The 25,888-nt window shown below is 64.2% G+C and carries 22 protein-coding genes; 13 read left to right on the plus strand and 9 right to left on the minus strand.

Translation table 11 applies throughout. The annotated features are described in order from the left end of the window. Nucleotides 1–108 precede the first annotated feature (108 nt). The 11 genes from AWB83_RS08475 (at nt 109) to AWB83_RS08525 (ending at nt 12,362) form a co-directional block, all read left to right on the plus strand. Nucleotides 109–1,782, plus strand: a complete 1,674-nt coding sequence (locus AWB83_RS08475) for a glycosyltransferase family 39 protein (RefSeq protein ID WP_087044170.1) — start codon at nt 109–111, stop codon at nt 1,780–1,782. Between the two features lie 97 nt (nt 1,783–1,879). Beyond that, nucleotides 1,880–2,251 (plus strand): DMT family transporter, encoded by a 372-nt coding sequence (locus AWB83_RS08480; RefSeq protein WP_087044173.1) that lies wholly within the window; start codon nt 1,880–1,882, stop codon nt 2,249–2,251. 74 nt (nt 2,252–2,325) lie between these two features. Then, nucleotides 2,326–3,495 (plus strand): DegT/DnrJ/EryC1/StrS family aminotransferase, encoded by a 1,170-nt coding sequence (locus AWB83_RS08485; RefSeq protein ID WP_087044175.1) that lies wholly within the window; start codon nt 2,326–2,328, stop codon nt 3,493–3,495. Between the two features lie 23 nt (nt 3,496–3,518). Beyond that, the gene (locus tag AWB83_RS08490; protein WP_087044177.1) at nt 3,519–4,556 is read left to right on the plus strand and encodes a glycosyltransferase; all 1,038 of its coding nucleotides are present in this window, start codon (nt 3,519–3,521) and stop codon (nt 4,554–4,556) included. After that, the gene (locus AWB83_RS08495; RefSeq protein WP_087044179.1) at nt 4,553–5,539 is read left to right on the plus strand and encodes a formyltransferase; all 987 of its coding nucleotides are present in this window, start codon (nt 4,553–4,555) and stop codon (nt 5,537–5,539) included. The genes AWB83_RS08490 and AWB83_RS08495 overlap by 4 nt, the downstream gene beginning before the upstream one ends. After that, complete coding sequence (locus AWB83_RS08500; protein ID WP_087044181.1) at nt 5,536–6,582, plus strand: bifunctional UDP-4-keto-pentose/UDP-xylose synthase; 1,047 nt, start codon at nt 5,536–5,538, stop codon at nt 6,580–6,582. The genes AWB83_RS08495 and AWB83_RS08500 overlap by 4 nt, the downstream gene beginning before the upstream one ends. Nucleotides 6,583–6,592: 10 nt before the next feature. Continuing rightward, complete coding sequence (locus AWB83_RS08505) at nt 6,593–7,489, plus strand: polysaccharide deacetylase family protein (protein WP_087044183.1); 897 nt, start codon at nt 6,593–6,595, stop codon at nt 7,487–7,489. An 86-nt stretch (nt 7,490–7,575) separates the two neighbouring features. Further along, nucleotides 7,576–8,037: a peroxiredoxin gene (locus AWB83_RS08510; protein ID WP_087044185.1), complete on the plus strand. Its 462-nt coding sequence runs from the start codon at nt 7,576–7,578 to the stop codon at nt 8,035–8,037. 401 nt (nt 8,038–8,438) lie between these two features. Beyond that, nucleotides 8,439–10,289, plus strand: coding sequence for a PhoH family protein (locus AWB83_RS08515; RefSeq protein WP_087044186.1), 1,851 nt, complete (start codon nt 8,439–8,441; stop codon nt 10,287–10,289). A 197-nt stretch (nt 10,290–10,486) separates the two neighbouring features. Next, on the plus strand, nt 10,487–11,497 hold the full coding sequence (locus AWB83_RS08520; protein ID WP_087044188.1) for a C40 family peptidase: 1,011 nt from the start codon (nt 10,487–10,489) through the stop codon (nt 11,495–11,497). A 58-nt stretch (nt 11,498–11,555) separates the two neighbouring features. Beyond that, entirely contained in the window at nt 11,556–12,362 is an 807-nt protein-coding gene (locus AWB83_RS08525; protein WP_087044190.1) for an SDR family oxidoreductase, read from the plus strand. A 42-nt stretch (nt 12,363–12,404) separates the two neighbouring features. Here AWB83_RS08525 and AWB83_RS08530 read toward each other — a convergent pair whose 3' ends face one another. The 9 genes from AWB83_RS08530 to AWB83_RS08570 all read right to left on the minus strand — a co-directional run bounded on the left by AWB83_RS08530 (nt 12,405) and on the right by AWB83_RS08570 (nt 23,039). Continuing rightward, complete coding sequence (locus AWB83_RS08530) at nt 12,405–16,784, minus strand: ATP-binding protein (protein WP_087044192.1); 4,380 nt, start codon at nt 16,782–16,784, stop codon at nt 12,405–12,407. Nucleotides 16,785–17,052: 268 nt separating this feature from the next. Further along, nucleotides 17,053–18,063 (minus strand): inorganic phosphate transporter, encoded by a 1,011-nt coding sequence (locus AWB83_RS08535; protein WP_087044198.1) that lies wholly within the window; start codon nt 18,061–18,063, stop codon nt 17,053–17,055. Between the two features lie 112 nt (nt 18,064–18,175). Further along, on the minus strand, nt 18,176–18,802 hold the full coding sequence (locus AWB83_RS08540; protein ID WP_087044201.1) for a DUF47 domain-containing protein: 627 nt from the start codon (nt 18,800–18,802) through the stop codon (nt 18,176–18,178). Between the two features lie 135 nt (nt 18,803–18,937). Then, nucleotides 18,938–20,326 (minus strand): replicative DNA helicase, encoded by a 1,389-nt coding sequence (locus tag AWB83_RS08545; RefSeq protein ID WP_087044203.1) that lies wholly within the window; start codon nt 20,324–20,326, stop codon nt 18,938–18,940. A 122-nt stretch (nt 20,327–20,448) separates the two neighbouring features. Further along, on the minus strand, nt 20,449–20,904 hold the full coding sequence (rplI, locus tag AWB83_RS08550; RefSeq protein ID WP_087044206.1) for a 50S ribosomal protein L9: 456 nt from the start codon (nt 20,902–20,904) through the stop codon (nt 20,449–20,451). Nucleotides 20,905–20,932: 28 nt separating this feature from the next. Continuing rightward, on the minus strand, nt 20,933–21,208 hold the full coding sequence (gene rpsR / locus AWB83_RS08555) for a 30S ribosomal protein S18 (protein ID WP_007000150.1): 276 nt from the start codon (nt 21,206–21,208) through the stop codon (nt 20,933–20,935). Between the two features lie 2 nt (nt 21,209–21,210). Next, nucleotides 21,211–21,510 (minus strand): primosomal replication protein N, encoded by a 300-nt coding sequence (priB, locus tag AWB83_RS08560; protein WP_087044208.1) that lies wholly within the window; start codon nt 21,508–21,510, stop codon nt 21,211–21,213. A gap of 45 nt (nt 21,511–21,555) precedes the next feature. Further along, the gene (rpsF, locus tag AWB83_RS08565) at nt 21,556–21,927 is read right to left on the minus strand and encodes a 30S ribosomal protein S6 (RefSeq protein ID WP_050328171.1); all 372 of its coding nucleotides are present in this window, start codon (nt 21,925–21,927) and stop codon (nt 21,556–21,558) included. A gap of 149 nt (nt 21,928–22,076) precedes the next feature. Further along, a complete protein-coding gene (locus AWB83_RS08570) occupies nt 22,077–23,039 on the minus strand; it encodes a LysR family transcriptional regulator (protein WP_087044210.1) in 963 nt (320 codons plus the stop codon). A 194-nt stretch (nt 23,040–23,233) separates the two neighbouring features. On the opposite strand from AWB83_RS08570, the gene gcl reads away from it, so the two are divergent. Together gcl and hyi are read left to right on the plus strand one after the other, a co-directional pair. Beyond that, entirely contained in the window at nt 23,234–25,009 is a 1,776-nt protein-coding gene (gene gcl / locus AWB83_RS08575) for a glyoxylate carboligase (protein WP_087044212.1), read from the plus strand. Nucleotides 25,010–25,080: 71 nt separating this feature from the next. Beyond that, nucleotides 25,081–25,881, plus strand: coding sequence for a hydroxypyruvate isomerase (hyi, locus tag AWB83_RS08580; RefSeq protein ID WP_087044214.1), 801 nt, complete (start codon nt 25,081–25,083; stop codon nt 25,879–25,881). Nucleotides 25,882–25,888 lie beyond the last annotated feature (7 nt).

Consider the following 25,888-nt stretch of genomic DNA (forward strand, 5'->3'; position numbering starts at 1 on the left):
TTCGCATGGCGACCGCACGGCGCAGCCGGATGCCGCGCGATCGTGCTGCCAGCCCACCCATTTCGTTTCACTAGCGCCGCGCGCAGCGGCATCGGACAGGTCGATTACATGAACGATACGCCTTCGCGGCTACCGCTCACACGTCTCTCTCTCATTCTTCTCGTACTCGCGCTCGCGATCATCTGGTTCGCGCCGCTCGGCTATCGTCATCTCGTGCCGAGCGACGAAGGCCGCTACGCCGAAATGGCGCGCGAGATGTTCGTGACCGGCGACTGGATCACGCCGCGCTACAACGGCTACAAGTATTTCGAGAAGCCGCCGCTGCAGACCTGGGCCAACGCGCTCACCTTCGCGTGGTTCGGCATCGGCGAATGGCAGGCGCGGCTCTATACGGCGCTCACGTCCTTCGCGGGCGTGCTCCTCGTCGGCTATACCGGCACGCGCGTCTTCAACGCGGTGACGGGCTTCGCGGCCGCGGTCATCCTCGCGACCTGCCCGTACTGGAACCTGATGGGCCACTTCAACACGCTCGACATGGGCCTGTCGCTCTGGATGGAACTGACGCTCTGCGCGCTCCTGCTCGCGCAGCGTCCCGGCCTGCCGACACGCGAAGTGCGCCTGTGGATGTGGCTATGCTGGGCCGGAATGGGCGCGGCGGTGCTCTCCAAGGGGCTCGTCGGGCTGATCCTGCCGGGCGCCGTGCTCGTCCTCTACTCGCTCGTCTCGCGCGACTGGGCGCTCTGGAAGCGGCTCTACATCGGCAGCGGGCTGATCGTGTTCCTGATCGTGACCGGGCCGTGGTTCGCGCTGGTGCAGATAAAGAACCCCGAATTCTTCGACTTCTTCTTCATCGTCCAGCAGTTCAAGCGCTATCTGACGCCCGAGCAGAACCGCCCCGGCGCGTTCTACTACTTCGTGCCCGTGCTGATCGTGGGCTTCCTGCCGTGGCTGTCCGTCACCGTGCAGAGCGTGCGTCACGGCATGAAGACGCCGCGCCAGCCCAACGGCTTCGCGCCGGTCACGATGCTGCTCGTCTGGTCGGCGTTCATCTTTCTGTTTTTCAGCGCGTCGCACTCGAAGCTCGTTTCCTACGTGCTGCCGGTCGCGCCCGCGATCGCGCTCGTGATCGGACTCTATTTGCCGTCGCTCACGAAGGCGCAGTACCGCATGCATCTGATCGGCTACGCGGTGTTCCTGATCGCCGCGGCGCTCGGGGCGATCTTCATCGGCCGCGCGGGCAGCGCCAACACGCCGAACGCGCTCTATCGCGAGTTCCAGATCTGGGTGTGGGCGGGCATCGCGGTTGCGTTCGTCGTGACCTTGTTTGCGATCTGGCTGAACCGGCGCAGCGTGCTCGCGGGCGCAGCGGGCCTCGGCGCCGCGTGGCTGCTGCTCGGCACGATCGCGGGCTCGGGTCACGACGTGTTCGGCACGCAGAGCTCGGGCGTGAGGCTCGTGCCGGCGGTCAAGGCCGCAATGGCGAAGCTGCCGCCCGACACGCCCTTCTATTCGATCGCCAAGCTCGATCACACCATGCCCTTCTACCTCGGCCACACGATGATCATGGTCCAGGAAGCGGACGAACTGACTTTCGGCGTGCGGACGGAGCCGCAAAAATGGGTGCCGAGCATCGACGAGTGGATCAAACTCTGGGATTCGGAGCGCTACGGGCTCGCGCTGATGCCGCCGTATCGCTACGACGAGCTCGCGGCGCGCCATGTGCCCATGCAGGTGATTGCACGCGACGAGCGCCGCGTGATCGTGGAGAAACCGCAGCCGTGAGCGCTTCCACTCCCCTGCTCGACGATGCTGCGCTGCACGATCGTTCGGCATTTCGCGATGAACCGAGTATCCTTGTTCCGCATTTGAAAAACGCGCGATGAACCCGATTTCCTTCATTTGCATCGTCATCGGCGTATTGTTGAACGCATGCGCCCAGCTTCTGCTCAAAGCCGGCGTGAATGCGGTGGGCCATTTCGACCTGACGCCCGCCAATATTCTGCCGGTCGGGATGAAGATCGCGACGCAGTTGCCCATCATCGGCGGCCTTGGCTGCTATGTGCTGAGCGTGGTGGTGTGGATCGTCGGGCTCTCGCGCGTGGACGTGTCGCTCGCCTATCCGATGCTCTCGCTCGGCTACGTCGTCAACGCGTTCGCGGCGTGGTATCTGTTCGGCGAAGTCCTTTCGATGCAGCGGCTCGTGGGCATCGGCATCATTCTGGTCGGCGTCGTGGTGCTCGCGCGCGGCTAGTTCATGCAGAATGCGCGCAAGGTCGCGCGATCGAGCGTACGACCGGATCAATTCATCTTTTAAACGCATAGTCCATGACTCAAACACCGCGGCCGTTTCTGCCTTTCGTGAAGCCTGAAATCGACGAAGAGACCATCCAGGGCGTCGTCGAGGTGCTCCGCTCCGGCTGGATCACGACCGGCCCGCAGAATCAGCAGTTCGAGGCCGAGCTGTCGGCATTCGTGGGCGGGCGCCCGGTGCGCGCCTTCAACTCCGGCACCTGCACGATGGAGATCGGCCTGCGCATCGCGGGCGTGGGCCCCGGCGACGAAGTCATCACCACGCCGATGACCTGGGTCTCGACGGCCAACGTGATCCTCGAAGTGGGCGCGACGCCGGTGTTCGTCGACATCGATCCGCTCACGCGCAACATGGATCTGAACCTGCTCGAACGCGCGATCACCCCGCGCACCAGGGCCATCATGCCGGTCTATCTGGCGGGCGTGCCCGTCGACATCGACCGGCTCTACGAGATCGCGCGCGCCCACGGGCTGCGCGTGATCGAGGACGCCGCGCAGGCGTTCGGCTCGACCTGGAAAGGCAAGCGCATCGGCGCGCTCGGCGACATCGTGTCGTTCAGCTTCCACGCGAACAAGAACCTGACGTCGATCGAAGGCGGCGCGCTCGTGCTCAACGACGAGGACGAGGCCGAACTCGCGCGGAAATATCGCCTGCAGGGCATCACGCGCACGGGCTTCGACGGAATGGACTGCGACGTGCTCGGCGGCAAGTACAACCTGACGGATGTCGCGGCGCGCGTCGGGCTCGGCCAGCTGCGTCAGATCGAGCGCTTCACCGCCAGGCGCCGGGAGCTCGCGCGCGCATACTTCGACGCGTTCGAAGGCGGCGCCGCCGTGAAGCTCGGCGTCGGCCTGCCGCCGCGGAATTTCACCGACAGCAACTGGCACATGTTCCAGATCGCGCTGCCCCTCGAGAAGCTCGGGCTCACGCGCGCGGAGTTCATGGCGCAGATGAAGGAGCGTGGCATCGGCACGGGCGTGCACTATCCGGCGCTGCATCTGTTCACGCTGTATCGCGCGCGCGGCTTCAAGGAAGGCATGTTCCCGCACGCGGAGCGTTACGGCGCGTCGACGGTCACGCTGCCGCTCTTCACGCTGATGAGCACGGACGATGTCGCTCATGTCGTCAGATCGATCGACGAGATCTGCGAGCAGTTCGTGAACAACGGAAAACACAGCGGCTAACCCGCAAGGACAATCAGCGCAACATGAGTCATTTGGATTTTCCGGCGACGTCTCCCGAGCTTTCGGTGATCATCCCGGTGTACAACGAGGAAGCCGGCCTCGCTGCCCTGTTCGAGCGCCTGTATCCGGCGCTCGATGCGCTCGACACGTCGTACGAGGTGATCTTCATCAACGACGGCAGCCGGGACAAATCGGCCGCGCTGCTCGCGCAGCAGTTCCGCGTGCGGCCCGACACCACGCGGGTCATTCTGCTGAACGGCAATTACGGTCAGCACATGGCGATCCTCGCGGGCTTCGAGCAATCGCGCGGCGAGATCGTCGTGACGCTCGACGCCGACCTGCAGAACCCGCCCGAGGAGATCGGCAAGCTCGTCGCCAAGATGCGCGAAGGCTACGACTACGTCGGCACGATTCGCCAGCAGCGTCAGGACAGCCTGTGGCGCAAGAAGGCGTCGCGCGCGATGAACCGCCTGCGCGAGCGCATCACGAAGATTCGCATGACCGACCAGGGCTGCATGCTGCGCGCCTACAGCCGGCACATCATCGACACGATCAACCGCTGCGGCGAGATCAACACGTTCATTCCCGCGCTCGCGTACACGTTCGCTCAGAACCCGATCGAAGTGGACGTCGCGCACGAGGAGCGCTTCGCGGGCGAATCGAAGTACTCGCTCTACAGCCTCATCCGCCTGAACTTCGATCTCGTCACTGGCTTCTCGGTCGTGCCGCTGCAATGGCTGTCGTTCATCGGCGTGATCCTGTCGGTCGGCTCGGCGGGCCTGTTCCTGCTGCTGTTGATTCGCCGCTTCATGTTCGGCGCGGAAGTCCAGGGTGTGTTCACCCTGTTCGCCATCACGTTCTTCATGCTCGGCGTGATCATCTTCGCGCTCGGGCTGCTCGGCGAGTACATCGGGCGCATCTATCAGCAGGTGCGCGCGCGGCCCCGCTATCTCGTGCAGACGATCCTCGAGCAGCGCGACGGCCTGCCGGCCGCGATCAAGCCGCTTCAGACGCCGGCGCAGCAAGTGGCGATCGTCACCCGCGAGGATGACGGCCGATGAAGCCGCGCGCAGTCGTCTTCGCGTATCACAACGTCGGGGTGCGCTGTCTGCAGGTGCTGCTCGCGCGTGGCGTGGATGTCGCGCTCGTCGTCACGCACGAGGACAGCGCGAGCGAGAACATCTGGTTCGGCAGCGTCGCGCGGGTGGCGGCGGAACACGGCATCGAAACGATCACGCCGGCCGATCCGAAGTCGCCCGAACTCTACGATGCGGTCGAACAGATCGCGCCGGACTTCATCTTCTCGTTCTATTACCGGCACATGCTGCCGGTTGCGCTGCTCTCGCTCGCGAGGCGCGGCGCGTACAACATGCACGGCTCGCTCCTGCCGAAGTATCGCGGACGGGTGCCGACCAACTGGGCGGTGCTCAACGGCGAGACCGAGACCGGCGCGACGCTGCACGAAATGGCCGAGAAGCCCGACGCGGGCGCGATCCTCGCGCAGACGCCGGTGCCCATCCTTCCCGACGACACTGCGGCGCTCGTCTTCGACAAGACCGTCGTCGCCGCCGAGCAGACGCTCTGGCGCGTGCTGCCCGCGTTGCTCGCGGGCGAGGCGCCGCATCTGCCCAACGATCTCGCCTCCGGCAGCTACTACGGCGGGCGCAAGCCGGAAGACGGCCGCATCGACTGGTCGCAGCCGGCGCAGCACGTCTACAACCTGATTCGCGCGGTGGCGCCCCCCTATCCGGGCGCGTTCACGGACATCGGCGCGGACCGCTTCATCGTCGCGCGGGCGCGGCTCGTACCCGAAATGGGCGCACCCGGCGTTTCTCCGGAAAGACTCGGTGAGCTGCGGGGTTTGCCGCCGGGCCTAAGGGTGACGGATAATGCGCTGTTTGGCGTCTGCGGCGATGGCCGCGTCATCGCCATTCACGAATTGCGCCATCGGCCGCTGAATGCCGAAGCGCAGCCCGTGGGCGACGAGCGCTCCGTCGATCCCGCCGAATTCGGCCGAATCATTCAATCCTCTCGTCATTCATGAAAAAAGTTCTGATCCTGGGTGTCAACGGCTTCATCGGCCATCACCTGTCCAAGCGCATCCTCGAAACGACCGACTGGGAAGTCTTCGGGATGGACATGCAAACCGATCGCCTGGGCGACCTCGCGAATCACGAGCGGATGCACTTCTTCGAAGGCGACATCACCATCAACAAGGAGTGGGTCGAGTATCACGTCAAGAAATGCGACGTGATCCTGCCGCTCGTCGCGATCGCCACGCCCGCGACCTACGTGAAGCAGCCGCTGCGCGTGTTCGAACTCGACTTCGAGGCGAATCTGCCGATCGTTCGCTCGGCCGTGAAGTACGGCAAGCATCTGGTGTTTCCGTCGACCTCCGAGGTGTACGGCATGTGCACCGACGAGCAGTTCGATCCGGAGAACTCCGTGCTCTCCTACGGCCCGATCAACAAGCCGCGCTGGATCTACGCATGCTCGAAGCAGCTGATGGATCGCGTGATCTGGGGCTACGGCATGGAGGGCCTCAACTTCACCCTCTTCCGTCCGTTCAACTGGATCGGGCCGGGCCTCGACTCGATCTACACGCCGAAGGAAGGTTCGTCGCGCGTGGTGACGCAGTTCCTCGGGCACATCGTGCGCGGCGAGAATATCAGCCTCGTCGACGGCGGCGCGCAGAAGCGCGCGTTCACCGACATCGACGACGGCATCGGCGCGCTGATGAAGATCATCGAGAACAAGGGCGGCGTCGCGTCGGGCAAGATCTACAACATCGGCAACCCGAAGAACAACTTCTCGGTGCGCGAGCTCGCGAACAAGATGCTCGCGCTCGCGAACGAGTTCCCCGAGTACGCGGACAGCGCGAAGAAGGTGCAGCTCGTCGAGACCTCGTCGGGCGCGTACTACGGCGCGGGCTATCAGGACGTGCAGAACCGCGTGCCGAAGATCGACAACACGATGCAGGAGCTCGGCTGGGCCCCGCAGGCCACGATGGACGACGCGCTGCGCAAGATCTTCGAAGCGTACCGCGCGCACGTGGGCGAGGCTCGCAAGCTCGTCGAGCAGTCGTAACGAGGCGCGCGTGGCCCGCATCGTTCTCAAGATCGACGTCGACACGCTGCGCGGCACGCGCGAAGGCGTGCCCAATCTCGGGCGTCTGCTCGACAAGTACAGCGCCCGCGCGACCTTCCTCTTCAGCCTCGGCCCCGATCACACGGGCTGGGCGCTGCGGCGCGTGTTCCGGCCGGGGTTTCTCAAGAAGGTGTCGCGCACCTCGGTGGTCGAGCATTACGGCGTGAAGACGCTCATGTACGGCGTGCTGCTGCCGGGCCCGGACATCGGCCGCGAAGCCGTGTCCGAAATGCGCGCGATCCACGAAGCCGGCTTCGAATGCGGCATCCACACGTGGGATCACGTGTACTGGCAGGACAACGTGCGCGCGCGCGACCGCGACTGGACCGTCGCGCAGATGCAGCAGAGCCACGCGCGCTTCATCGAGATCTTCGGTGCGCCGCCCGTCACGCACGGCGCCGCCGGCTGGCAGATGAACGGCTACGCCTTCGAGCAGATCGACGCCTGGGGCATGCGCTACGCCTCCGACGGGCGCGGCCATACGCCATACATTCCGGTGCTCGACGGCCGCACGCTGAACCACATCCAGATGCCGACCACCCTGCCGACGCTCGACGAAATCCTCGGCGTGGACGGCGTCGACGAGCGCAACGTCGCGGCACACCTTTTACGCCACACGGCGGACAATCCGCACGATCAGGTCTTCACGCTGCATGCCGAGCTCGAAGGCCAGAAGCTCGCGCCGGTGTTCGAACAACTGCTCGCCGGCTGGCGCGCGCAGGGACACAGCTTCGCCACGATGGGCGATTACCATGCGGCGCTGGACCGCGCGACGCTGCCCACGTACCCTGTCACGTGGGGCGAGATTCCGGGCCGCGCGGGCGAACTGATCGTCCAGCCGGGCTGAAAGCGCGCACCGCGTGGCGGTTCGCGGTCTCGTCGCCGCATCGCATCATTTCTCACCGACAAACCACAACAACCGGAGAAACCTTCGTGTCAGTCGCTGTCGACCAGCCCGTTCCCGACTTCACCGCACCCGCGACGGGTGGCGAGTTCACCCTGTCCTCCCTGCGCGGCACGAAGGTCGTGCTCTTCTTCTACCCGAAGGACAACACGCCGGGCTGCACGACCGAAAGCCTGCAATTTCGCGACCACTACGACCAGTTCAAGGCGGTCGGCGCGGAAGTCGTCGGCATCTCGCGCGACAGCGTGAAGTCGCACGACAATTTCAAGGCCAAGCTCGAGCTGCCCTACACGCTCGTTTCGGACGCCGACGAAGCCATCTGCTCGCTCTTCGATGTCATCAAAATGAAGAAGATGTATGGCAAGGAAGTGCGCGGCGTCGAGCGCTCGACCTTTCTCATCGACGCCAAAGGCGTGCTTCGGCGCGAGTTCCGCGGCGTCAAGGTGCCGGGCCACGTGGAGGCGATCGTCGAGGCTGTACAAGCCATTTGAGGCACGTTATATTGGTCCGCAATGAGCGCCTGTCTACCCCCTTCCATTTTCCTCAGCGCGAGCCGCCGTACGCCTTTCGGCGCGGTCGGCATGGACCCGGGCTATGTGGAGACGGCACGGCGCAGGCGCTCTGAAAGAGAAGTCAGCCGCTGGTTCCGGTAGTCGGAACAGCGGCTTTTTTATTTGGCGTCGCACAAAGGCCACGTTTTCCCGGGCCCGCGCGCGACGACCGGTGTAAGCAACCCCCAAGGAGCAGATCGAAACCTAGGCGAACCGGCGTTTTCGACAATGAAGCGCGCCACCGGGCGCAAACTGCGGCACGCGTATCGCTTCGAGGGCGTACGGGCAGGATGCGACAGGCGGCGCACGATACACGACCCGATTCCTTTCGAGGGAACACCATGCCTTTGCCTACCGCCCCGGCCAAGCTCGGCCATCTCCTTCCGTCCGACGAGTACAAGGCCAAAGCCCGGCCTTCGAAACAGTCGAAGAAGCCCGCGGCGGCGAGCGACAACGACGCCTATGACGCTGTCGAGACCGTCGCCGCCGAGCGTCCCGCCGCGGCGAACGCCGCGCATACGCTCCGCTCGATCGCGAGCGAGGTGCTGACCCAGATTCCGGCCGAACCGCATGTGGAAGCGGTCGTGCCGCCGCCCAGGCCGGGCACCGTGCCGACGCGCGGCCGAAAATCGAAGCAGACGGCGGCGCTCCTGCAGCCGGTGCCGGGCGCGCGTTCGACTCAGGACGAAGTCGAAGCGCGCACCGAGCGCGCCGAAACTCCCGTGGCGCCCGCCCCGGCCGCCGTCAGGGAAACACGCGCCCAGAACAAGCGCCGCCAGCGCACGCCGGCCGAAGCCGAATTGCGCAAGCTCTTCGTGCTCGACACCAACGTGCTGATGCACGACCCGAGTTCGCTGTTCCGCTTCGAGGAGCACGACGTCTATCTGCCGATGATGACGTTGGAGGAACTCGACAACCACAAGAAGGGCATGTCGGAAGTGGCGCGCAACGCGCGTCAGGTGAGCCGCACGCTGGATGCGCTCGTCGCGCACGCGGGCAAGATGTCGGAAGGCATTCCGCTGTCGTCGCAAGGCAACCGCGATGCGCTCGGCCGCCTCTACTTCCAGACGACGCTCACCGACATCGAGCCCGTCGAGGGCCTGCCCGTCGGCAAGGCGGACAACCAGATTCTCGGCGTCGTGCGCGCGCTGCAGAAGGAGCGCCCGGACCGTCAGGTCGTGCTGGTGTCGAAAGACATCAACATGCGCATCAAGGCGCACGCGCTCGGCCTGCCCGCCGAGGATTACTTCAACGATCAGGTTCTCGAGGACCAGGACCTGCTCTACTCGGGCGTGCGCGCGCTGCCGCAGGACTTCTGGACCAAGCACGCGAAGGGCATGGAGAGCTGGCAGGACACGAAAACCGGCGCGACGTACTACCGCGTGACCGGACCGCTGTGCCCGTCGATGCTCGTCAACGAGTTCGTGTATCTGGAGCCGCAGAACGGCGAGCCGTCGTTCCACGCGGTCGTGCGCGAGCTGAACGGCAAGACCGCGCTGCTGCAGACGCTGCGCGACTACGGCCATCACAAGAACAACGTGTGGGGCATCACGGCGCGCAACCGCGAGCAGAACTTCGCGCTCAACCTGCTGATGAACCCGGAAGTCGATTTCGTCACGCTGCTCGGTCAGGCCGGCACCGGCAAGACGCTGATGGCGCTCGCGGCCGGCCTCGCGCAAGTGCTCGACGACAAGCGCTACAACGAGATCATCGTGACGCGCGCGACGGTTCCGGTCGGCGAGGACATCGGCTTTCTGCCCGGCACCGAGGAAGAAAAGATGCAGCCGTGGATGGGCGCCTTCGACGACAACCTCGAAGTGCTCCAGAAAACCGACGATGCCGCCGGCGAATGGGGCCGCGCCGCGACGCAGGAGCTGATCCGCTCGCGCCTGAAGGTGAAGAGCATGAACTTCATGCGCGGACGCACGTTCGTCGACAAGTACGTGATCATCGACGAGGCGCAGAACCTGACGCCGAAGCAGATGAAGACGCTCGTCACGCGCGCGGGCCCGGGCACCAAGATCGTGTGCCTCGGCAACATCGCGCAGATCGACACGCCTTATCTGACCGAAGGCAGTTCGGGTCTCACCTACGTCGTCGATCGCTTCAAGGGCTGGACGCACAGCGGCCACGTGACGCTCGCACGCGGCGAGCGCTCGCGTCTCGCCGACTACGCTTCCGACATCCTGTAAGCGCACGGCGTTCGTCGCACGACAGCGGCCCGGCGGGGCGATCCGCCGGGCCGTTTTTTTCGTCTGAACGTTCCGTCGGGGCAACAGTTACGGCGCAAACTTCATGTAAAACCTGAAGACATCTTGCCGCACGCCCGTTCGGCGGGCTAGTATCGGCACACTGCCCATCCTTGGCGAGATCTCGCTCGCCTCTTGCAATGCGTCGAATCTGGCTGCCGCTTCTCGTCACCGTCCTGCTCGCCGCGTGTGGAACCGCGCCGCAGCAGTCGGCACGCAAGCCCGCCGCCAGCACGAACGCCAGCCGCACCTACAAGCCGCCCCCCGGGTTTCCGACCTTCGTCGACCACAGTGTCGGGCGCGAGGAAATCTCCATCCAGGCGATGTCGCTCGTCGGCGTGCCGTACCGCTGGGGCGGCAATACGCCCGACGCCGGCTTCGATTGCAGCGGGCTCGTGCGCTATGTGGTCGATCGCGCGGCGTCGGTCAATCTCCCGCGCACGACCGGGGAGATGAGCTCGCGCGGCGAATCGGTCGAGCCGGACGAGATCGCCCCGGGCGACCTGATCTTCTTCAACACGACCGGACGGCCGCATTCGCACGTGGGCATCTACGTCGGCAAGCTGCGCTTCGTGAATGCGCCCTCGACGGGCGGCACCGTGCGGCTCGACTACCTGACGAACCCGTACTGGGCGAAGCGTTTCGACGGCATCCGGCGCGTCGCCCCCCCGAAGGCCGCGCCCACGCCGTTCGATGCGCCGACCTATCTGGCATCGCCGGCGCCGCGGCCCGCCGCGCCCGCGCCCGTGCCTGTGCCTTTACCTGTGCAGGCCGCTGCACCTCAGGCGCCGACCTACGCCCGCCAGGCGGCCCCTGCTCCGGCCAACGCCGATGCGTTCGAGCCGCCGCCGTCCACGCTCAACGCCGCCCAGCGTCAGGCGCAAGCTGGCGGCGCGACCGCGCCTCCGGCGGCCGCCACCGCCAACGCCGCGCCCGATCCGATCCAGGCCGCCGCCGACGCCTTCGAACCGCCTCCGCCGACCTCGCGCCTGGCGCGTCAGCAGGCGCGCGCTGCTCAGACAGCCGCCGAGCCCAACGATCCCGCCGAGCTGCCCGTGCGGGTGATGCGCGCCTCCACCGGCTCGCTCGCCGCGCCGCGCGCCGCGCAAACCGACGATCCCATCGCCCGCTTCGCCAACGGCAGCAACTGACGCGCGCTGCGCGTCTCTGCTATCGTGTTTCGATCATTTCTCACGGGAGCGGAACACCATGGACCTGGGACTGGCGGGCAAGGTCGTGCTCATCACGGGCGGCAGCAAGGGAATCGGCTTTGCGTGCGCGCGAGCGTTCGCGAGCGAAGGCGCGCAAGTCGCGATCGTTTCGCGCGATGCCGCGAATCTCGCCCGCGCGCGCGAGCAACTGGCGAGCGAGGGGCATCACGTGCATCTCACCCGCGCCGATCTCCACGAGGCGCATAACGCCGAAGACGTCGTCGAAGAAGTGAGCGCCGCACTCGGTTCCATCGACATCCTGATCAACAGCGCAGGCGCCGCGCGCCGCTACGATCCCGACGCGCTCGACGCCGCCGCCTACAAGGCCGCGATGGACGCCAAGTACTTCTCCTACGTTTATCCGCAGCAGGTCGTGTTGAAGCGCATGGCCGAGCGTCTGAGAAAGGACCCGAGGCTCGAACCGGGCGCGATCGTGAATATCATCGGCATGGGCGGGAAGATGGCCTCGGATATTCACATCGCGGGCGGCGCGGCCAATGCGGCGCTGATGCTGAATACCGTCGGGCTCGCGCATCACTACGCGAAGCTCGGCATCCGCATCAACGCGATCAATCCGGGCGCGACGCTGACCGAACGCGTGGAAGAAGCGCTCACGCTCGAAGCGCAGCGCCTGGGCGTGACACGCGACCAGGCGCTCGCCGACAGCCAGGCCAAGGTGCCGCTCGGACGCTATGCGAAGCCGGAAGAAATCGCGGATGTCGCGCTCTTTCTCGCGAGCCGCCGCGCGAGCTATGTGTCGGGCGCGCTCATCCCGATGGACGGCGTGTCGTCGCCGATCATTTGACCGGATTGCCCGGACGGCGGTTGATGGCGCGACGAACCGCGCTCAGGCTTCGGTCGCGCTCAAGCGAGCCGTGATGCGGTCGAGCTTGTCGAGCAGAAGCTGCCCCGCCTTCCGGATCTCCGCGTGGCCGCCTTGCACGACGAAAGTGCGGAATTCCGAAAGCGCTTCGAGAAGCGGCGCGTAATGAAGCGCAGCCACCGCGCCCGTCGTGCGATGAAGCCATTGCTTGAGGCGGTCGGAATCGGGCTCCTGCAGCAAGGCGCTCAGCGAAGCGGCGTCTTCCCGCAGCGACTGGACGAGCACTTCCAGAAGCTGTTCGTCCACGCCATCGAGCAAGGGCGTCAGAACGCTATCTTCGCCGGCGCGCGCTCCGGCGGACTCCACCGACGACTTCGGCGCCCCGCCCGCCGCAGCCGGCTCCGTCCGGCTCAGGCAGATCGGCGCCCACTTCTCCAGCGTCACCCGAAGCGATTCCAGACTGGCCGGCTTGTGGATACAGTCGTTCATGCCGGCGTCGATGCAATGCCCGATTTCGCCCGGTTCGATGCTCGCCGTCACGCCGACGATCGGCATCGGGGCGAGATTTTCGGAGCGCTCGCGCGTGCGGATGTGCGCGGCCAGCTCGTAGCCGTCCATTCGCGGCATCTGGCAATCGGTGAGCAGGATGGCGTAGGCGCATGCGTCGTAGGCAATCAGCGCTTGCGCGCCGTCATCGACGACATCGCAGACGCACCCGAGCAATCGCAACTGACTCTGGATCAGATGGCGGTTCACGGGGTTGTCCTCCGCGACCAGGATCAGCGAACCGCTTTGCAGCGCATCGTCGCGGGTCAATCGCTTTTGCGTCGACACCAGCGGACTCTCTTCATGCGCCGCGGCCATTTCGCTGCCGCGGTCCACGCGTTCGCACACGGCCTTGAGCGCGCGCATGTAGAGCGGGTTCACGCTCAGAAGCAAGCCGGATTCGCTCACGCTGTAGCCCGCCAGTTCGGGATGCTCCGTGATCGAGATCGCATCCTCGCCTCTTGCGCCGGCGAGATGGCGAATCGGTTCGTCGACGAAAATCAGTCTCGCGCGCGCCAGCTTCGCCTGAAGTTCGGCCGACGGACAATCCGGTTCAGGCGCATGTGCGTCGATGCCGAGCGCGGCCAGCCGATCCAGCAGATCCCCGGCGACGCACGGGTCCTGAACGAGCACGAGCGCTTGAGCCTTGCCTTCCATCGCGGGCGCCGCGCGCTGCTCGGAAACCGGCAGCGCGATTCTGACGGAAACCGTCGTGCCTCGTCCCGGCTCGCTCTGCATCACGAGCGAGCCGCCCATCAGCTCGGCGAGCTTGCGCGAGATCAGCAGTCCGAGACCCGAGCCGCCGAACTGACGCGACGTCGACGATTGAGCCTGAGCGAAAGGCGCGAACAATTTCTTGATCGCGTCCGCATCGATGCCGATTCCCGTGTCCCGCACCTGGATGCGCAAGGCCTGCAGACGGTCGTCGCCCCGCTCGACATCGACGGACAGGGAGACGGTTCCGTTCGCCGTGAATTTGATCGCGTTGCTCAGAAGATTGAAGAGCACCTGACGCAACCTCAGGCTATCGCCGATCAGCAGCGCCGCCACGTCCCGGCCCACCCGGCATCGCAACGTCAGTCCCTTCGCGTGAGCGCGTCCGGAACAGATGCCCATGACCAGATCGCATTCCTCCCGCAGATCGAACACGGCCTGCTCCAGCACGAGCTTGGCCGCCTCGATCTTCGAAAAATCGAGAATGTTGTCGAGAAGCTTCAGCAAGGCGCTCCCGGATTCGCGAATCATGCAGACCATGACGGTCTGTTCGGGCCCGAGCCGGCTCTTTTCGAGGACTTCCACGAGGCCGAGCACGCCGCTCATCGGCGTGCGAATCTCGTGGCTCATCACGGCAAGAAACTGATCCTTCGCCGACGACAGGCGTTGCGCCTCGTCTCTGGCCTTCTCCAGTTCCAGCGAGCGCGCATGCTCGATCGTCGTATCGCTCCAGTAGCCGCTCCAGAGCGTTCCGCCATCGCCTTCACGGCGCGGGACCGCGTTGACGTGAAGCCAGCGGTTCGAGGAATAGCGCCCTACCCGGAAATCCAGCGAAATAGGGTCGAGCGTCGTGGAAGTCGCATCGAGCGCCGATTCGAGCCGGGCTATGTCGTCCGGCAACAGGCTCCATTGCGCGTCGAGGGCTGAAACGATGGAGGCGCCGAGCCTGATCGACGGAAACAGGCTTCTGTCTCCACCGATATAGGGAAACGACAGCTGGCCGTCGGGAGCGCGTTTCATCTGGAACACCGCTGCCGGCAGATTGTCGGTGACGTCGGTCAGCAGCGCCTGCGCGACGCGCATTTGCTCCTGTGCGGTCAGCAGTTCCGTCAGATCCACGATCGCCCCGACCGTGCCTTCGATATTGCCGCGCTCATCCTGAAACGGGCGATGCCAGTACAAGCCGTGCTTCTGTACGCCGTTCGCATCGACGTAATCGATATGCACGCCGTCGTAGCGCTGATCGTAGCGCATGAAGCCATGCACGATTTCCGGCAACGATCTCGCCACCGGCGCCGCCGCGACGCATTCGTCCAGGGTCCTGCCGATGACTTCGTCCTTGGCGATGTTCATGGCATCGATGCCGGCGGCGTTCACATCGAGATACGCACCGCGCTTGTCGCGGATGGCGATCGGAATCGGGACCATGTCCAGCAGCGTTTCCCTGAAGCGGAGCTGCGTCTGCAGCGCCTGCTCGGATAGCTTCCGTCTTCGGACCTCCTTTCGCAGCCGCCCATGCGAAACGATCAGCACGACGGCGCCCAGTGCGATCGCGAGAACGAACGGCGCCGCGCGCGTCCACACGTCGCCCCAGCGCAATCCCAGTTGATAGCTCGTCGACAAATGCCGGTTGCGGATGGCCGTCCGCTGCGACTCCGGCATCGATGCGATCGTCCGGTTGAGGATCGGAATGAGCGGCTCGAGCCCGGGGCTCAGCTGGAATCCGATCGCCTGCTGATAACCTGTCGTGCCGAGCACCTTGATGTCGTCACCGAAACCTCGTTGCAGCAGATAATCGATCACGGCGAGATTGCCGATCGCGACGTCCGCCTTGCCCTCGCGCACGAGCGTCAGCGCGCGCCCGAGCGAGGCGGCCATGACGGGAACGGCATGCGGCGCGCGTTCGCGCAGCATTTCGAGATTCTGCGAGCGCTCGACGACCGCGACACGCGCGCGCCCGATTTGCGAGATGTCGTTCAATGGCGCGGCGTCGCGTTTGCCGGCAATGATGACCGGGAAAATCTCGACCGCATGCGTGACGCCGGGAAGCGCGACTTTCGCATCCAGCGGCAGGACGTAGACGATCAGATCCGTGGTTCCCGCCTTGAGCGCCTGCCCTTCCGCGCCAGGCGATTGCTCCGCGCGTTGCTCGAAGCGCAGACCGAGCCGTTCCGACAAATATCCGAGATATTCGGGAAGGATACCCGTCAGGCGCCCGGATTCGTCGAGGTAGCTGAACGGCGAGAAGCGGACGATGAGCGAGGTTCGGATGGTCGGAAGGCTTCGCAGAAAGCGCCGCTCCGCGTCGGTGAGGCCGAGCGTCTCGTCCGGCGCATTCGCGTCATACGACGTCGAGATCCATCGCGAGAGAATTTGCGTATGCGCTTCCTGGCTGATTGCCTTGATTCCGGAATTCACCAGAGCCAGGAGCTCGGGCTTGCTCCGCGCGATCGCAAAGCGAAGCTCGAAAGCCGGCCCTGCCTGGCTGTCGTGAATCGCGAGTGAATCGAAGCGCGAATTCTGCCGCATCATTCGTTCAATGACGGCGCGCGGTCCGATGTGCACATCCGCCTTTCCCGCCCTAATCGCATCCAGCGCCTCTTGCGGGGTCTGTGTCAGGACAAAAAGCGCTCGCGGATAAACCTGTCGCATCAAGCGCTCGAGAAACGTCCCTTTCTCCATTGCAATTGACAAGGACTGGAATCTTCCCGCCGGCAGTATTCGCGAGCGATCAGTTCGCGTTACTGCGACAGTCGCGCTTTTGTAATAGGGATCTGAATAGATGAAACAGTTTTGTTTCGATGCGGTATGCGAGCCGTCCAGAACCAAATCGACGTCGCCGCGACAAGCCGCATTGTTGAGCGCGTCCTGGCTGTCGAATATATTGATCGTGAAAGGGATTTGTTTCAGCGCTTGTTTCAGATAGTCGCCGCCCAGACCGCCCGGCGTTCCGCTGGCATCGTCGACGAACGGGCTCCAGCCGCCGCGCACGATCCCTACGGTGATGACACCGGGATTCGATTCCGTCGATGCGTTATTTTCGCGGGCCGATACGCCGGTGCAAATTAGCGGCGCACTAGCGATAATTGCGAAGGCCGCAATATATCGCCAAATAAAACCGGCATCGCGTTTCACGTTATTCATTGCAGAAACAAAACCGATGCCCGAGCTTCATTTCCCGAATCCTTGATTCTTAAGGTTGTCCGCTCATTATATGCTGACTTTCGGCTTTCATATCGAAGCCGATTCAACATCGCTATTTTTCTGAAATGATTATCCGGTTAAATCGAATTTAAATCGGAATTGCTCGGGCGACGGAAAATCGGGCTCGACGGCGGCGCGGGCTCGCCCGCCGATTATTTGATGCGCCGCGGGCCCGCATCGACGCGAGCCCGCAGGCGAAGAAGCGTACTTACAGGAAGTGGTGGCCGACCCACCAGCCGGCCGCCGCGAGCGCGGCGGACGCCGGGATCGTCAGAATCCACGCCCACACGATATTGCCCGCGACGCCCCAGCGCACCGCGCTGAACTTCTGCGTCGCGCCGACGCCGACGATCGCGCCGGTGATCGTGTGCGTGGTCGAAACCGGAATGCCGAGGAAGGACGCGACGAAGAGCGTGATCGCTCCGCCCGTCTCCGCGCAGAATCCGCCGACGGGCTTCAGCTTCGTGATCTTCTGGCCCATCGTGCGCACGATGCGCCAGCCGCCGAAAAGCGTGCCGAGCCCCATCGACAGATAGCACAGGCCGATCACCCAGACGGGCGGCGCGTCGGCCGTGGCGGAGGCGTAGCCGCTCGCGATCAGCAGCATCCAGATGATGCCGATGGTCTTCTGCGCGTCGTTGCCGCCGTGGCCGAGCGAATACAGGCCCGCCGAGAACAGCTGCATGCGGCGAAAGCGCCGGTCGACCTTCGAGGGCGGCGTGCGGAAGTACAGCCACGACACCAGCAGCATGAAGAACGAGCCGAGCACGAAGCCGAGCAGCGGCGAGATGAAGATGAACGCGACGGTCTTGAGCAGGCCGTCCCAGTTGAGCGATCCCCAGCCCGACTTGGCGAGCGCGGCGCCGACGAGCCCGCCGATCAGCGCATGCGACGAGCTCGACGGAATGCCGTAGACCCAGGTGACGATATTCCAGCCGATGGCGCCGACGAGCGCGCCGAAGATGACATAGTGATCGACGATTTCGGGATCGATCGTGCCCTTGCCGACCGTCGCTGCGACCTTCAGGTGAAAGATGAAATACGCGATGACGTTGAACGCGGCGGCGAAGGCGACCGCCTGCTGCGGCTTGAGCACGCCGGTCGAGACGACCGTCGCGATGGAGTTGGCGGCGTCGTGAAAGCCGTTCATGAAGTCGAACGCGAGTGCGACTATGACGAGCAAGGCGACTGCCCAGATGGCGAGTTGAATCGAATGCATCGGTTGGTGTTGTTTTGACCGGTCCTGAAATGCGATGCCGGTTTGTCGTCCCGGTGTGGTCGTGTCCCGCGGCGCGTTGGCCTGCCGCGCGGCGCGGGCTCGGACGGCTCGATCAGGCGTTTTCCAGCACGATGCCTTCGATGATGTTCGCGACGTCTTCGCACTTGTCCGTGATCGTCTCGAGGAGCTCGTAGATCGCCTTCAGCTTGATGAGCGTCTTCACGTCGTCTTCCTCGCGGAAGAGCTTCGACATCGCCGAGCGCAGCACGCGGTCGGCGTCGGACTCCAGACGGTCGATTTCCTCGCAGATCTTCAGGATCTCGCTCGCGCGCTTCATGTCCGCCAGCAATTCGACGGCCTGCTGCACGCGCTGGCACGTCGCCGTGCAGATGTGCGCGAGCTGGCTCGCTTCCGAAGTCACCGCACGCACGTCGTACAGCGAAATGGCCGTGGCGACGTCCTCCATCAGGTCGAGGATGTCGTCCATCGTCGTGATGAGCTTGTGGATTTCGTCGCGGTCGAGCGGCGTGATGAAGGTCTTGTGCAGCAGATCGATGGTCTCGTGCGTGAGCTTGTCGGCGCGTTTTTCGTTCGCCTGGACGTTCTGCTTGTGAACCTCGGCTTCGTCGAGGTTGTCGATCAGCAGTTCGAGCTCGCGGCTTGCATCGATCATGCATTTCGCGTGCGCGTTGAAGATCTCGAAGAATTTGCCCTCGGTGGGCATGAAACGACCGAACATGAAAATCCCGTTAAATGGGTCAGTTTTGAGACAGACATCAAACCGACATATTGTACCTGCGCGCACCACCCGACGCACCGTGCATGCGTGACGGCGGAGGTCGCGAGGACCTGACCGTGGATGCGGTGCGAAGGCTTATTCGCCGCCGTAGAAATTCTGTACGCCGGCGAAGTTGTCGAACTTCGTGTACTGCCCGTGGAAGGTCAGGCGCACGGGCCCGATCGGACCATTACGCTGTTTGCCGATGATGATCTCGGCGGTGCCCTTGTCCGGACTGTCGGGGTTGTAGACTTCGTCGCGATAGATGAAGAGGATCACGTCCGCGTCCTGCTCGATGGCGCCCGATTCGCGCAAGTCCGACATGATCGGGCGCTTGTTCGGCCGCTGCTCCAGGCCGCGGTTCAACTGCGACAGCGCGATCACCGGCACGTCGAGCTCCTTCGCGAGGCTCTTGAGGGAACGCGAGATTTCGGAGATTTCGGTCGCGCGGTTTTCGCCCGTGCTCGAGCCGCTCATCAGCTGCAGGTAGTCGACGATGATCAAGCCGAGCTTGCCGCACTGGCGCGCGAGACGCCGCGCGCGCGAGCGCAGTTCCATCGGATTCAGGCCGCCCGTCTCGTCGATGAAAAGCTGCGCCTCGCTCATTTTCTGCACGGCGTGCGTGAGCTTCGGCCAGTCCTCGTCGGTGAGGCGGCCGGTACGCATGCGATGCTGATCGAGCCGGCCCACCGAGCCGAGCATACGCATCGTCAGTTGCGTGCCGGGCATTTCCATCGAGAACACGGCGACGGGCAGGCCATACTCCACCGCCACGTATTCGCCGATATTCATCGAGAACGCCGTCTTGCCCATCGACGGTCGCCCCGCCACGATGATCAGCTCTCCGCCGTGCATGCCCGAAGTCATGCGATCGAGATCGACGAAGCCGGTCGGCGTGCCGGTGACGTCGCTCGGATTGGCCGTGTGATAGAGCGTGTCGATGCGCTCGACGACCTGCGTGAGCAGCGGCCCGATCTCGAGAAAGCCCTGCGTGCCGCGCGCGCCGTCCTCGGCGATCGAGAACACGCGCGATTCGGCCTCGTCCAGAATCTGGCGGACTTCCTTGCCTTGCGGATTGAAGGCGTCGGCGGAGATTTCATCGGCGACGGACACCAGGCGGCGCAGCACCGCGCGGTCGCGCACGATCTCGGCGTAGCGGCGGATGTTGGCCGCGCTCGGCGTGTTCTGCGCGAGCGCGTTGAGGTACGCGAGGCCGCCCACTTCCTCGGCCTTGCCCGCCATGTTGAGCGCTTCGTAGACGGTGATGACGTCCGCGGGGCGCGTCGCCGCGATCAGCTTGCCGATATGTTCGTAGATGATGCGGTGATCGTAGCGATAGAAGTCGCCTTGCGACATCACGTCGGCAATGCGGTCCCATGCGGCGTTGTCCAGCAGCAGGCCGCCGATCACCGATTGCTCGGCTTCGATCGAGTGCGGCGGAACCTTCAGCGCGTCGAGTTGCGGGTCTTTGGACGGAGCGTTCATGGGGTGGAATTATCGATGAAATCGGCGCGTCGGAACAACGCTCAGACAATAAAAAAGGCAGGAACCTTTTACGGTTCCTGCCCTTCTTTCCAGCCTGCGAGGCGCGCGGCCTCGCCTGAAACTTACGCGTGCTCGCCGAGCACCGACACCGTCACGTCCACCAGGACGTCCGTGTGCAGCGCCACTTGAACCGGATGGTCGCCGACGATCTTGAGCGGGCCTTGCGGCAGGCGCACTTGCGCCTTTTCCACTTCGGCGAAGCCTTGCTTCTTGAGCGCTTCGGCGATGTCCGCGTTCGTGACCGAACCGAACAGACGGCCGTCCACACCAGCCTTCTGCGAGATCTGAACGGTGAAGCCGCTCAGCTTTTCGCCCTGGGCCTGAGCGGCAGCCAGCTTTTCAGCGGCGACCTTTTCGAGCTCGGCGCGGCGTACTTCGAATTCGGCGATTGCGTCCTTGGTTGCGCGGCGAGCCTTCTTGCCGGGGATCAGGAAGTTACGTGCGTAGCCGTCCTTGACCTTGACGATATCGCCGAGGTTGCCCAGGTTGACGACCTTTTCCAAAAGAATGATTTGCATTTTTGGCTTTCCTTAGTGCGTCGTCTGATTAGGCCTTGTGCAGGTCGGTGTACGGCAGGAGCGCGAGGAAACGCGCGCGCTTGATCGCCGTGTCGAGCTGGCGCTGATAGTGCGCCTTCGTGCCAGTCAGACGAGCCGGCGTGATCTTGCCGTTTTCGCCGATGAAGTCCTTCAGCGTTTCCGTGTCCTTGTAGTCGATGTACTCGACGCCGGCTGCCGTGAAGCGGCAGAACTTCTTGCGCTTGAAGAGCGGGTTTTGTTGCTGACGACGCTTGTCGAATTTCTTACCAGTCGGGCGGGGCATGATTAGTCCTTTCCAATGTCCTGCAATTCTGTGATGTGAAACACCAGGGTTCGGGCATTACGGCTTTTCTTCGCCAGAAAGCCGGTGAAGCGCGTTTCGACGCCCATCGGACAGCTTTCCAGCCTGCCGCTCGCTTCTCCGGCCGCGACCGCCGGCATGGTCAGTTCGATCTGACGGGCGATGCCCGCTTCGACGACTTCCGCGCGGTGATGCAACGTGCAGCTTGCGATCGGGATGCCGGCGGGGGTGTACCGCACCGGTTCGCGTTCCACGACGCTTGCTGTCAGTTGCAGCCGGTTCACGAGAGTGCTTCTGTTCCCTGGTGGCTTGACAGTGATGAGCTGTCGTTAAGCCTGCGCTTCGGTCGGCTGGGAAGCCGCCTTCTTGGCTTCTTCGCGCTGCACTTCCTTCATCATCGGCGACGGGCCGGTTTCGGCCTTCTTCATCTTGACGATGAGGTGACGCAGAACGGCGTCGTTGAACTTGAACGCGTGTTCGAGCTCTTCGAGCGTCGCCTGATCGCATTCGATGTTCATGCAGACGTAGTGAGCCTTCGCGAGTTTCTCGATCATGTAGGCCAGTTGGCGACGGCCCCAGTCCTCGATGCGGTGGATCTGGCCACCGTGCGACGTGATCGTGCCCTTGTAGCGCTCGATCATCGCGGGCACTTGCTCGCTCTGATCGGGGTGCACGATAAAGACGATTTCGTAATGACGCATGTTCACTCCTTGTGCTGACTTATGGATAAAAGCCACCCGGGCGTCGGACCGGTGCGGCAAGTGAGAAGCCTGAAACTATAACGCGGTTCGGCGCTCCGGGCAAGGCAAATCGGCAGTTTCCGACTGAATTCGGCTGCAATTTCAGGCAGTTAGCGGCCATGCGCCGCAGGCGCGCGTTCCGCGTGAGGTTCGCCCGGAAGCGTCGGCGGGCGGCTCCAGTAGCCGGGTTGCGCGTAAATTTCCTTAAGATAATCAATGAAATAGCGCACTCTCGCCGGCACGTAGCGCTGCTGGGGATAGACCGCGAGAATGTCGTAATCGGGCAGTTCGAACTCGTCGAGCACGGTTTCCAGCTCGCCCGCTTCCAGCTGCCGCTGGATTTCCCACGTCGAACGCCAGCCGAGGCCGAGCCCTTCCGATACCCAGCGATGCAGCAGCTCGCCGTCGTTGCAATCGAGGCTGCCGGTCACGCGCACCGTCACGAGCTTGCCGTTGCGGCGGAAGTACCAGCCGCGGTTCTGGCCGCCCTGGAGATTGAACGCGAGGCAATTGTGATTCGGCAGGTCCTCGAGCGATTTCGGCTTGCCGTGCTTCTTGAAGTACGCGGGCGTGCCGCACACAACGCGCCGGTTGCTCGCCAGCTTCACCGCGACGAAATTCGGATCGACCGCTCCGCCGATGCGAATCGACAGATCGTAGCCCTCGCGCACCAAATCGACGACGCGATCGGTCAGATTGAACGACATCTGCAATTCGGGCTTGTCGGCGACGAACGCGGGCGCGTGCGGCGCGACATGCATGCGCCCGAACGCCGCCGGCGCCGACACGATCAGATGCCCGCCCACCATGCGCCGGCCGGCCGCGAGTTCGTTTTCCGCCTGCTCCCATTCCGAGAGCAGATTCTTGCAGCGGTCGAGAAACGCGGCGCCTTCTTCGCTCACGACGAGCCGCCGCGTCGAGCGGTACATCAGCTTCACGCCGAGGCGCTTTTCCAGCGCGTCGATGCGCCGCCCGAGGATCACCGGCGACACGCCCTCCTCCAGCGCCGCCGCGGCGAGGCTGCCTGCCTCCGCCACGCGCACGAAGGTTTCGATCTGCTTGAAGCGGTCCATCTCTCGTCTCCTGTCCCGGCACAGCCTCGCGCTGGCCGCTCAGCCGCGTCGCATCGTCATTCAATACTTTTTGTTTGGTAAAAAGCGACTCCAGCTGATCTTATCAAACCTTTTTCACGGACTTAAAGTGCAACGGAACCCTGCTTCGATGCAGACAGCGAATTTCGGATAGAGACCCCAGGAAGGAGACAATCATGCCCAAGATGAGAGCCGTCGACGCAGCCGTCCTCGTGCTGGAGAAGGAAGGCATCGACACCGCGTTCGGCGTGCCCGGCGCGGCGATCAACCCGTTCTACTCGGCGATGAAGAAGTCGGGCGGCATCAGCCACGTGCTCGCGCGCCACGTCGAGGGCGCCTCGCACATGGCCGAAGGTTATACCCGCGCCGCGCCCGGCAACATCGGGGTCTGCATCGGCACGTCGGGCCCGGCGGGCACCGACATGATCACCGGCCTGTATTCGGCCCAGGCGGATTCGATCCCCATTCTCGCGATCACCGGCCAGGCGCCGCGTGCGCGTCTGTACAAGGAAGACTTCCAGGCCGTCGATATCGAGTCGATCGCCAAGCCCGTCACCAAGTGGGCCGTCACCGTGCGCGAGCCGGCGCTCGTGCCGCGCGTGTTCCAGCAGGCGTTCCATCTGATGCGCTCGGGCCGTCCGGGTCCGGTGCTGGTCGATCTGCCGATCGACGTGCAGATGGCCGAAATCGAGTTCGACATCGATACCTACGAGCCGCTGCCGGTCTACAAGCCGAAGGCGACGCGCGCGCAGATCGAAAAGGCGCTCACGATGCTCAACGACGCCGAAAAGCCGTTGATCGTCTCCGGCGGCGGCGTGCTCAATGCCGCGGCGGAAGACCTGCTCGTGCAATTCGCGGAAACGCTCGGCGTGCCCGTGATTCCGACGCTGATGTCCTGGGGCGCGATCCCCGACGATCACCCGCTCATGGCCGGCATGGTCGGCTTGCAGACTTCGCACCGCTACGGCAACGCGACGATGCTCGCCTCCGACTTCGTGCTCGGCATCGGCAACCGCTGGGCGAACCGTCACACGGGCAGCGTCGAGGTTTATACGAAGGGCCGTAAGTTCGTGCACGTGGATATCGAGCCGACGCAGATCGGCCGCGTGTTCGGACCGGATCTCGGCATCGTGTCGGATGCGAAGGCCGCGCTCGAACTGTTCGTCGAGGTGGCGAAGGAATGGAAGGCCGCCGGCAAGCTCAAGGATCGCAGCGCGTGGGTCGCGGACTGCCAGCAGCGCAAGCGCACGATGCTGCGCAAGACGCACTTCGACAACGTGCCGATGAAGCCGCAGCGCGTCTACGAAGAGATGAACCTCGCGTTCGACCGCGACACCTGCTTCGTCACGACGATCGGTCTCTCGCAGATCGCGGGCGCCCAGTTTCTGCACGTGTTCAAGGCGCGCAACTGGATCAACTGCGGCCAGGCCGGCCCGCTCGGCTGGACGATTCCCGCCGCGCTCGGCGTGCGCGCGGCCGATCCGCAACGCAAGATCGTCGCGCTCTCGGGCGACTACGACTTCCAGTTCATGATCGAAGAGCTCGCGGTCGGCGCGCAGTTCAAGCTGCCCTACGTGCACGTGGTGGTGAACAACTCGTACCTCGGCCTGATCCGCCAGGCGCAGCGCGGCTTCGACATGGACTACTGCGTGCAACTCGCGTTCGACAACATCAACGCGCCTGAACTGGAAGGCTACGGCGTCGATCACGTCGCGGTGGCCGAAGGCCTCGGCTGCAAGGCGCTGCGCGTGTTCAAGCCGGAAGACATCGCGCCTGCCCTGAAGCAAGCGCAGGCATTGGCCGCGGAACATCAGGTGCCGGTCGTCGTCGAGATGATTCTCGAGCGCGTGACCAACATCGCAATGGGCACCGAGATCGACGCGATCAACGAGTTCGAAGAGCTCGCCGAAAGCAAGGTCGACGCCCCGACCGCGATCACGCCGCTGGACTGAGCTTCGCCGCCGCGCGTTCGCAAGACCCGACGCGCGGCGTACTCCCACTGACCGACCATCAGGAAAGAACCATGCCGAAATTTGCCGCGAATCTGACCATGCTGTTCAACGAAGTCCCGTTCCTCGACCGCTTCGCGGCCGCGGCGAACGCGGGCTTCAAGGCGGTCGAGTTCCTGTTCCCGTACGCCTTTTCGATCAGCGATATCGAGAAGCGCCTGAAGGACAACGACCTGCGGATCGTGCTGCACAACCTGCCCGCGGGCAACTGGGAAGCCGGCGAGCGCGGCATCGCCTGCCTGCCGGATCGCGTCGCGGAGTTCCGCGAAGGCGTGCCCCGCGCGATCGAATACGCGAAGGCGCTGAACGTGCCGCAGCTGAACTGCCTCGTCGGCATTCCGACGGCGGGCGTATCCGCCGAGCAGGCGCGCGCGACGATCATCGAGAACCTGCGCTTCGCCGCCGATGCGCTCAAGAAGGAAGGCATCAGGCTCCTCGTGGAGCCATGCAACTCGTACGACATTCCGGGCTTCGCGCTGAACCGCTCGCAGGAAGGGCTCGACGTGATCCGCGCGGTCGGATCCGACAATCTGTTCCTGCAGTACGACATCTACCACATGCAGCGCATGGAAGGCGAGCTCGCCGCGACGATCAGGAAGAACCTGCCGCAGATCGCGCACATCCAGCTCGCCGACAACCCCGGCCGCAACGAGCCGGGCACCGGCGAAATCAACTACGCGTTCCTGTTCAAACTGCTCGACGAGATCGGCTATCAAGGCTGGATCGGCTGCGAGTACAAGCCGCTCGACGGCACCGAAGCGGGCCTCGGCTGGCTGCAAAGCATCGGCGGCGTGAAGCAACACGCAACTGCCTGAAGACACG

The sequence above is a fragment of the Caballeronia ptereochthonis genome (assembly GCF_001545075.1).
GTDB classification, from domain to species: domain Bacteria; phylum Pseudomonadota; class Gammaproteobacteria; order Burkholderiales; family Burkholderiaceae; genus Caballeronia; species Caballeronia ptereochthonis.

Bases quoted from the DNA above. Each gene is read 5' to 3' on its own strand.
- AWB83_RS08475 (WP_087044170.1), top strand. From the start codon at position 109: ATGAACGATACGCCTTCGCGGCTACCGCTCACACGTCTCTCTCTCATT.
- AWB83_RS08480 (WP_087044173.1), top strand. From the start codon at position 1,880: ATGAACCCGATTTCCTTCATTTGCATCGTCATCGGCGTATTGTTGAAC.
- AWB83_RS08485 (WP_087044175.1), top strand. From the start codon at position 2,326: ATGACTCAAACACCGCGGCCGTTTCTGCCTTTCGTGAAGCCTGAAATC.
- AWB83_RS08490 (WP_087044177.1), top strand. From the start codon at position 3,519: ATGAGTCATTTGGATTTTCCGGCGACGTCTCCCGAGCTTTCGGTGATC.
- AWB83_RS08495 (WP_087044179.1), top strand. From the start codon at position 4,553: ATGAAGCCGCGCGCAGTCGTCTTCGCGTATCACAACGTCGGGGTGCGC.
- AWB83_RS08500 (WP_087044181.1), top strand. From the start codon at position 5,536: ATGAAAAAAGTTCTGATCCTGGGTGTCAACGGCTTCATCGGCCATCAC.
- AWB83_RS08515 (WP_087044186.1), top strand. From the start codon at position 8,439: ATGCCTTTGCCTACCGCCCCGGCCAAGCTCGGCCATCTCCTTCCGTCC.
- AWB83_RS08520 (WP_087044188.1), top strand. From the start codon at position 10,487: ATGCGTCGAATCTGGCTGCCGCTTCTCGTCACCGTCCTGCTCGCCGCG.
- AWB83_RS08525 (WP_087044190.1), top strand. From the start codon at position 11,556: ATGGACCTGGGACTGGCGGGCAAGGTCGTGCTCATCACGGGCGGCAGC.
- AWB83_RS08530 (WP_087044192.1), bottom strand. From the start codon at position 16,784: ATGAATAACGTGAAACGCGATGCCGGTTTTATTTGGCGATATATTGCG.
- AWB83_RS08535 (WP_087044198.1), bottom strand. From the start codon at position 18,063: ATGCATTCGATTCAACTCGCCATCTGGGCAGTCGCCTTGCTCGTCATA.
- AWB83_RS08540 (WP_087044201.1), bottom strand. From the start codon at position 18,802: ATGTTCGGTCGTTTCATGCCCACCGAGGGCAAATTCTTCGAGATCTTC.
- AWB83_RS08545 (WP_087044203.1), bottom strand. From the start codon at position 20,326: ATGAACGCTCCGTCCAAAGACCCGCAACTCGACGCGCTGAAGGTTCCG.
- rplI (WP_087044206.1), bottom strand. From the start codon at position 20,904: ATGCAAATCATTCTTTTGGAAAAGGTCGTCAACCTGGGCAACCTCGGC.
- rpsR (WP_007000150.1), bottom strand. From the start codon at position 21,208: ATGCCCCGCCCGACTGGTAAGAAATTCGACAAGCGTCGTCAGCAACAA.
- rpsF (WP_050328171.1), bottom strand. From the start codon at position 21,927: ATGCGTCATTACGAAATCGTCTTTATCGTGCACCCCGATCAGAGCGAG.
- AWB83_RS08570 (WP_087044210.1), bottom strand. From the start codon at position 23,039: ATGGACCGCTTCAAGCAGATCGAAACCTTCGTGCGCGTGGCGGAGGCA.
- gcl (WP_087044212.1), top strand. From the start codon at position 23,234: ATGCCCAAGATGAGAGCCGTCGACGCAGCCGTCCTCGTGCTGGAGAAG.
- hyi (WP_087044214.1), top strand. From the start codon at position 25,081: ATGCCGAAATTTGCCGCGAATCTGACCATGCTGTTCAACGAAGTCCCG.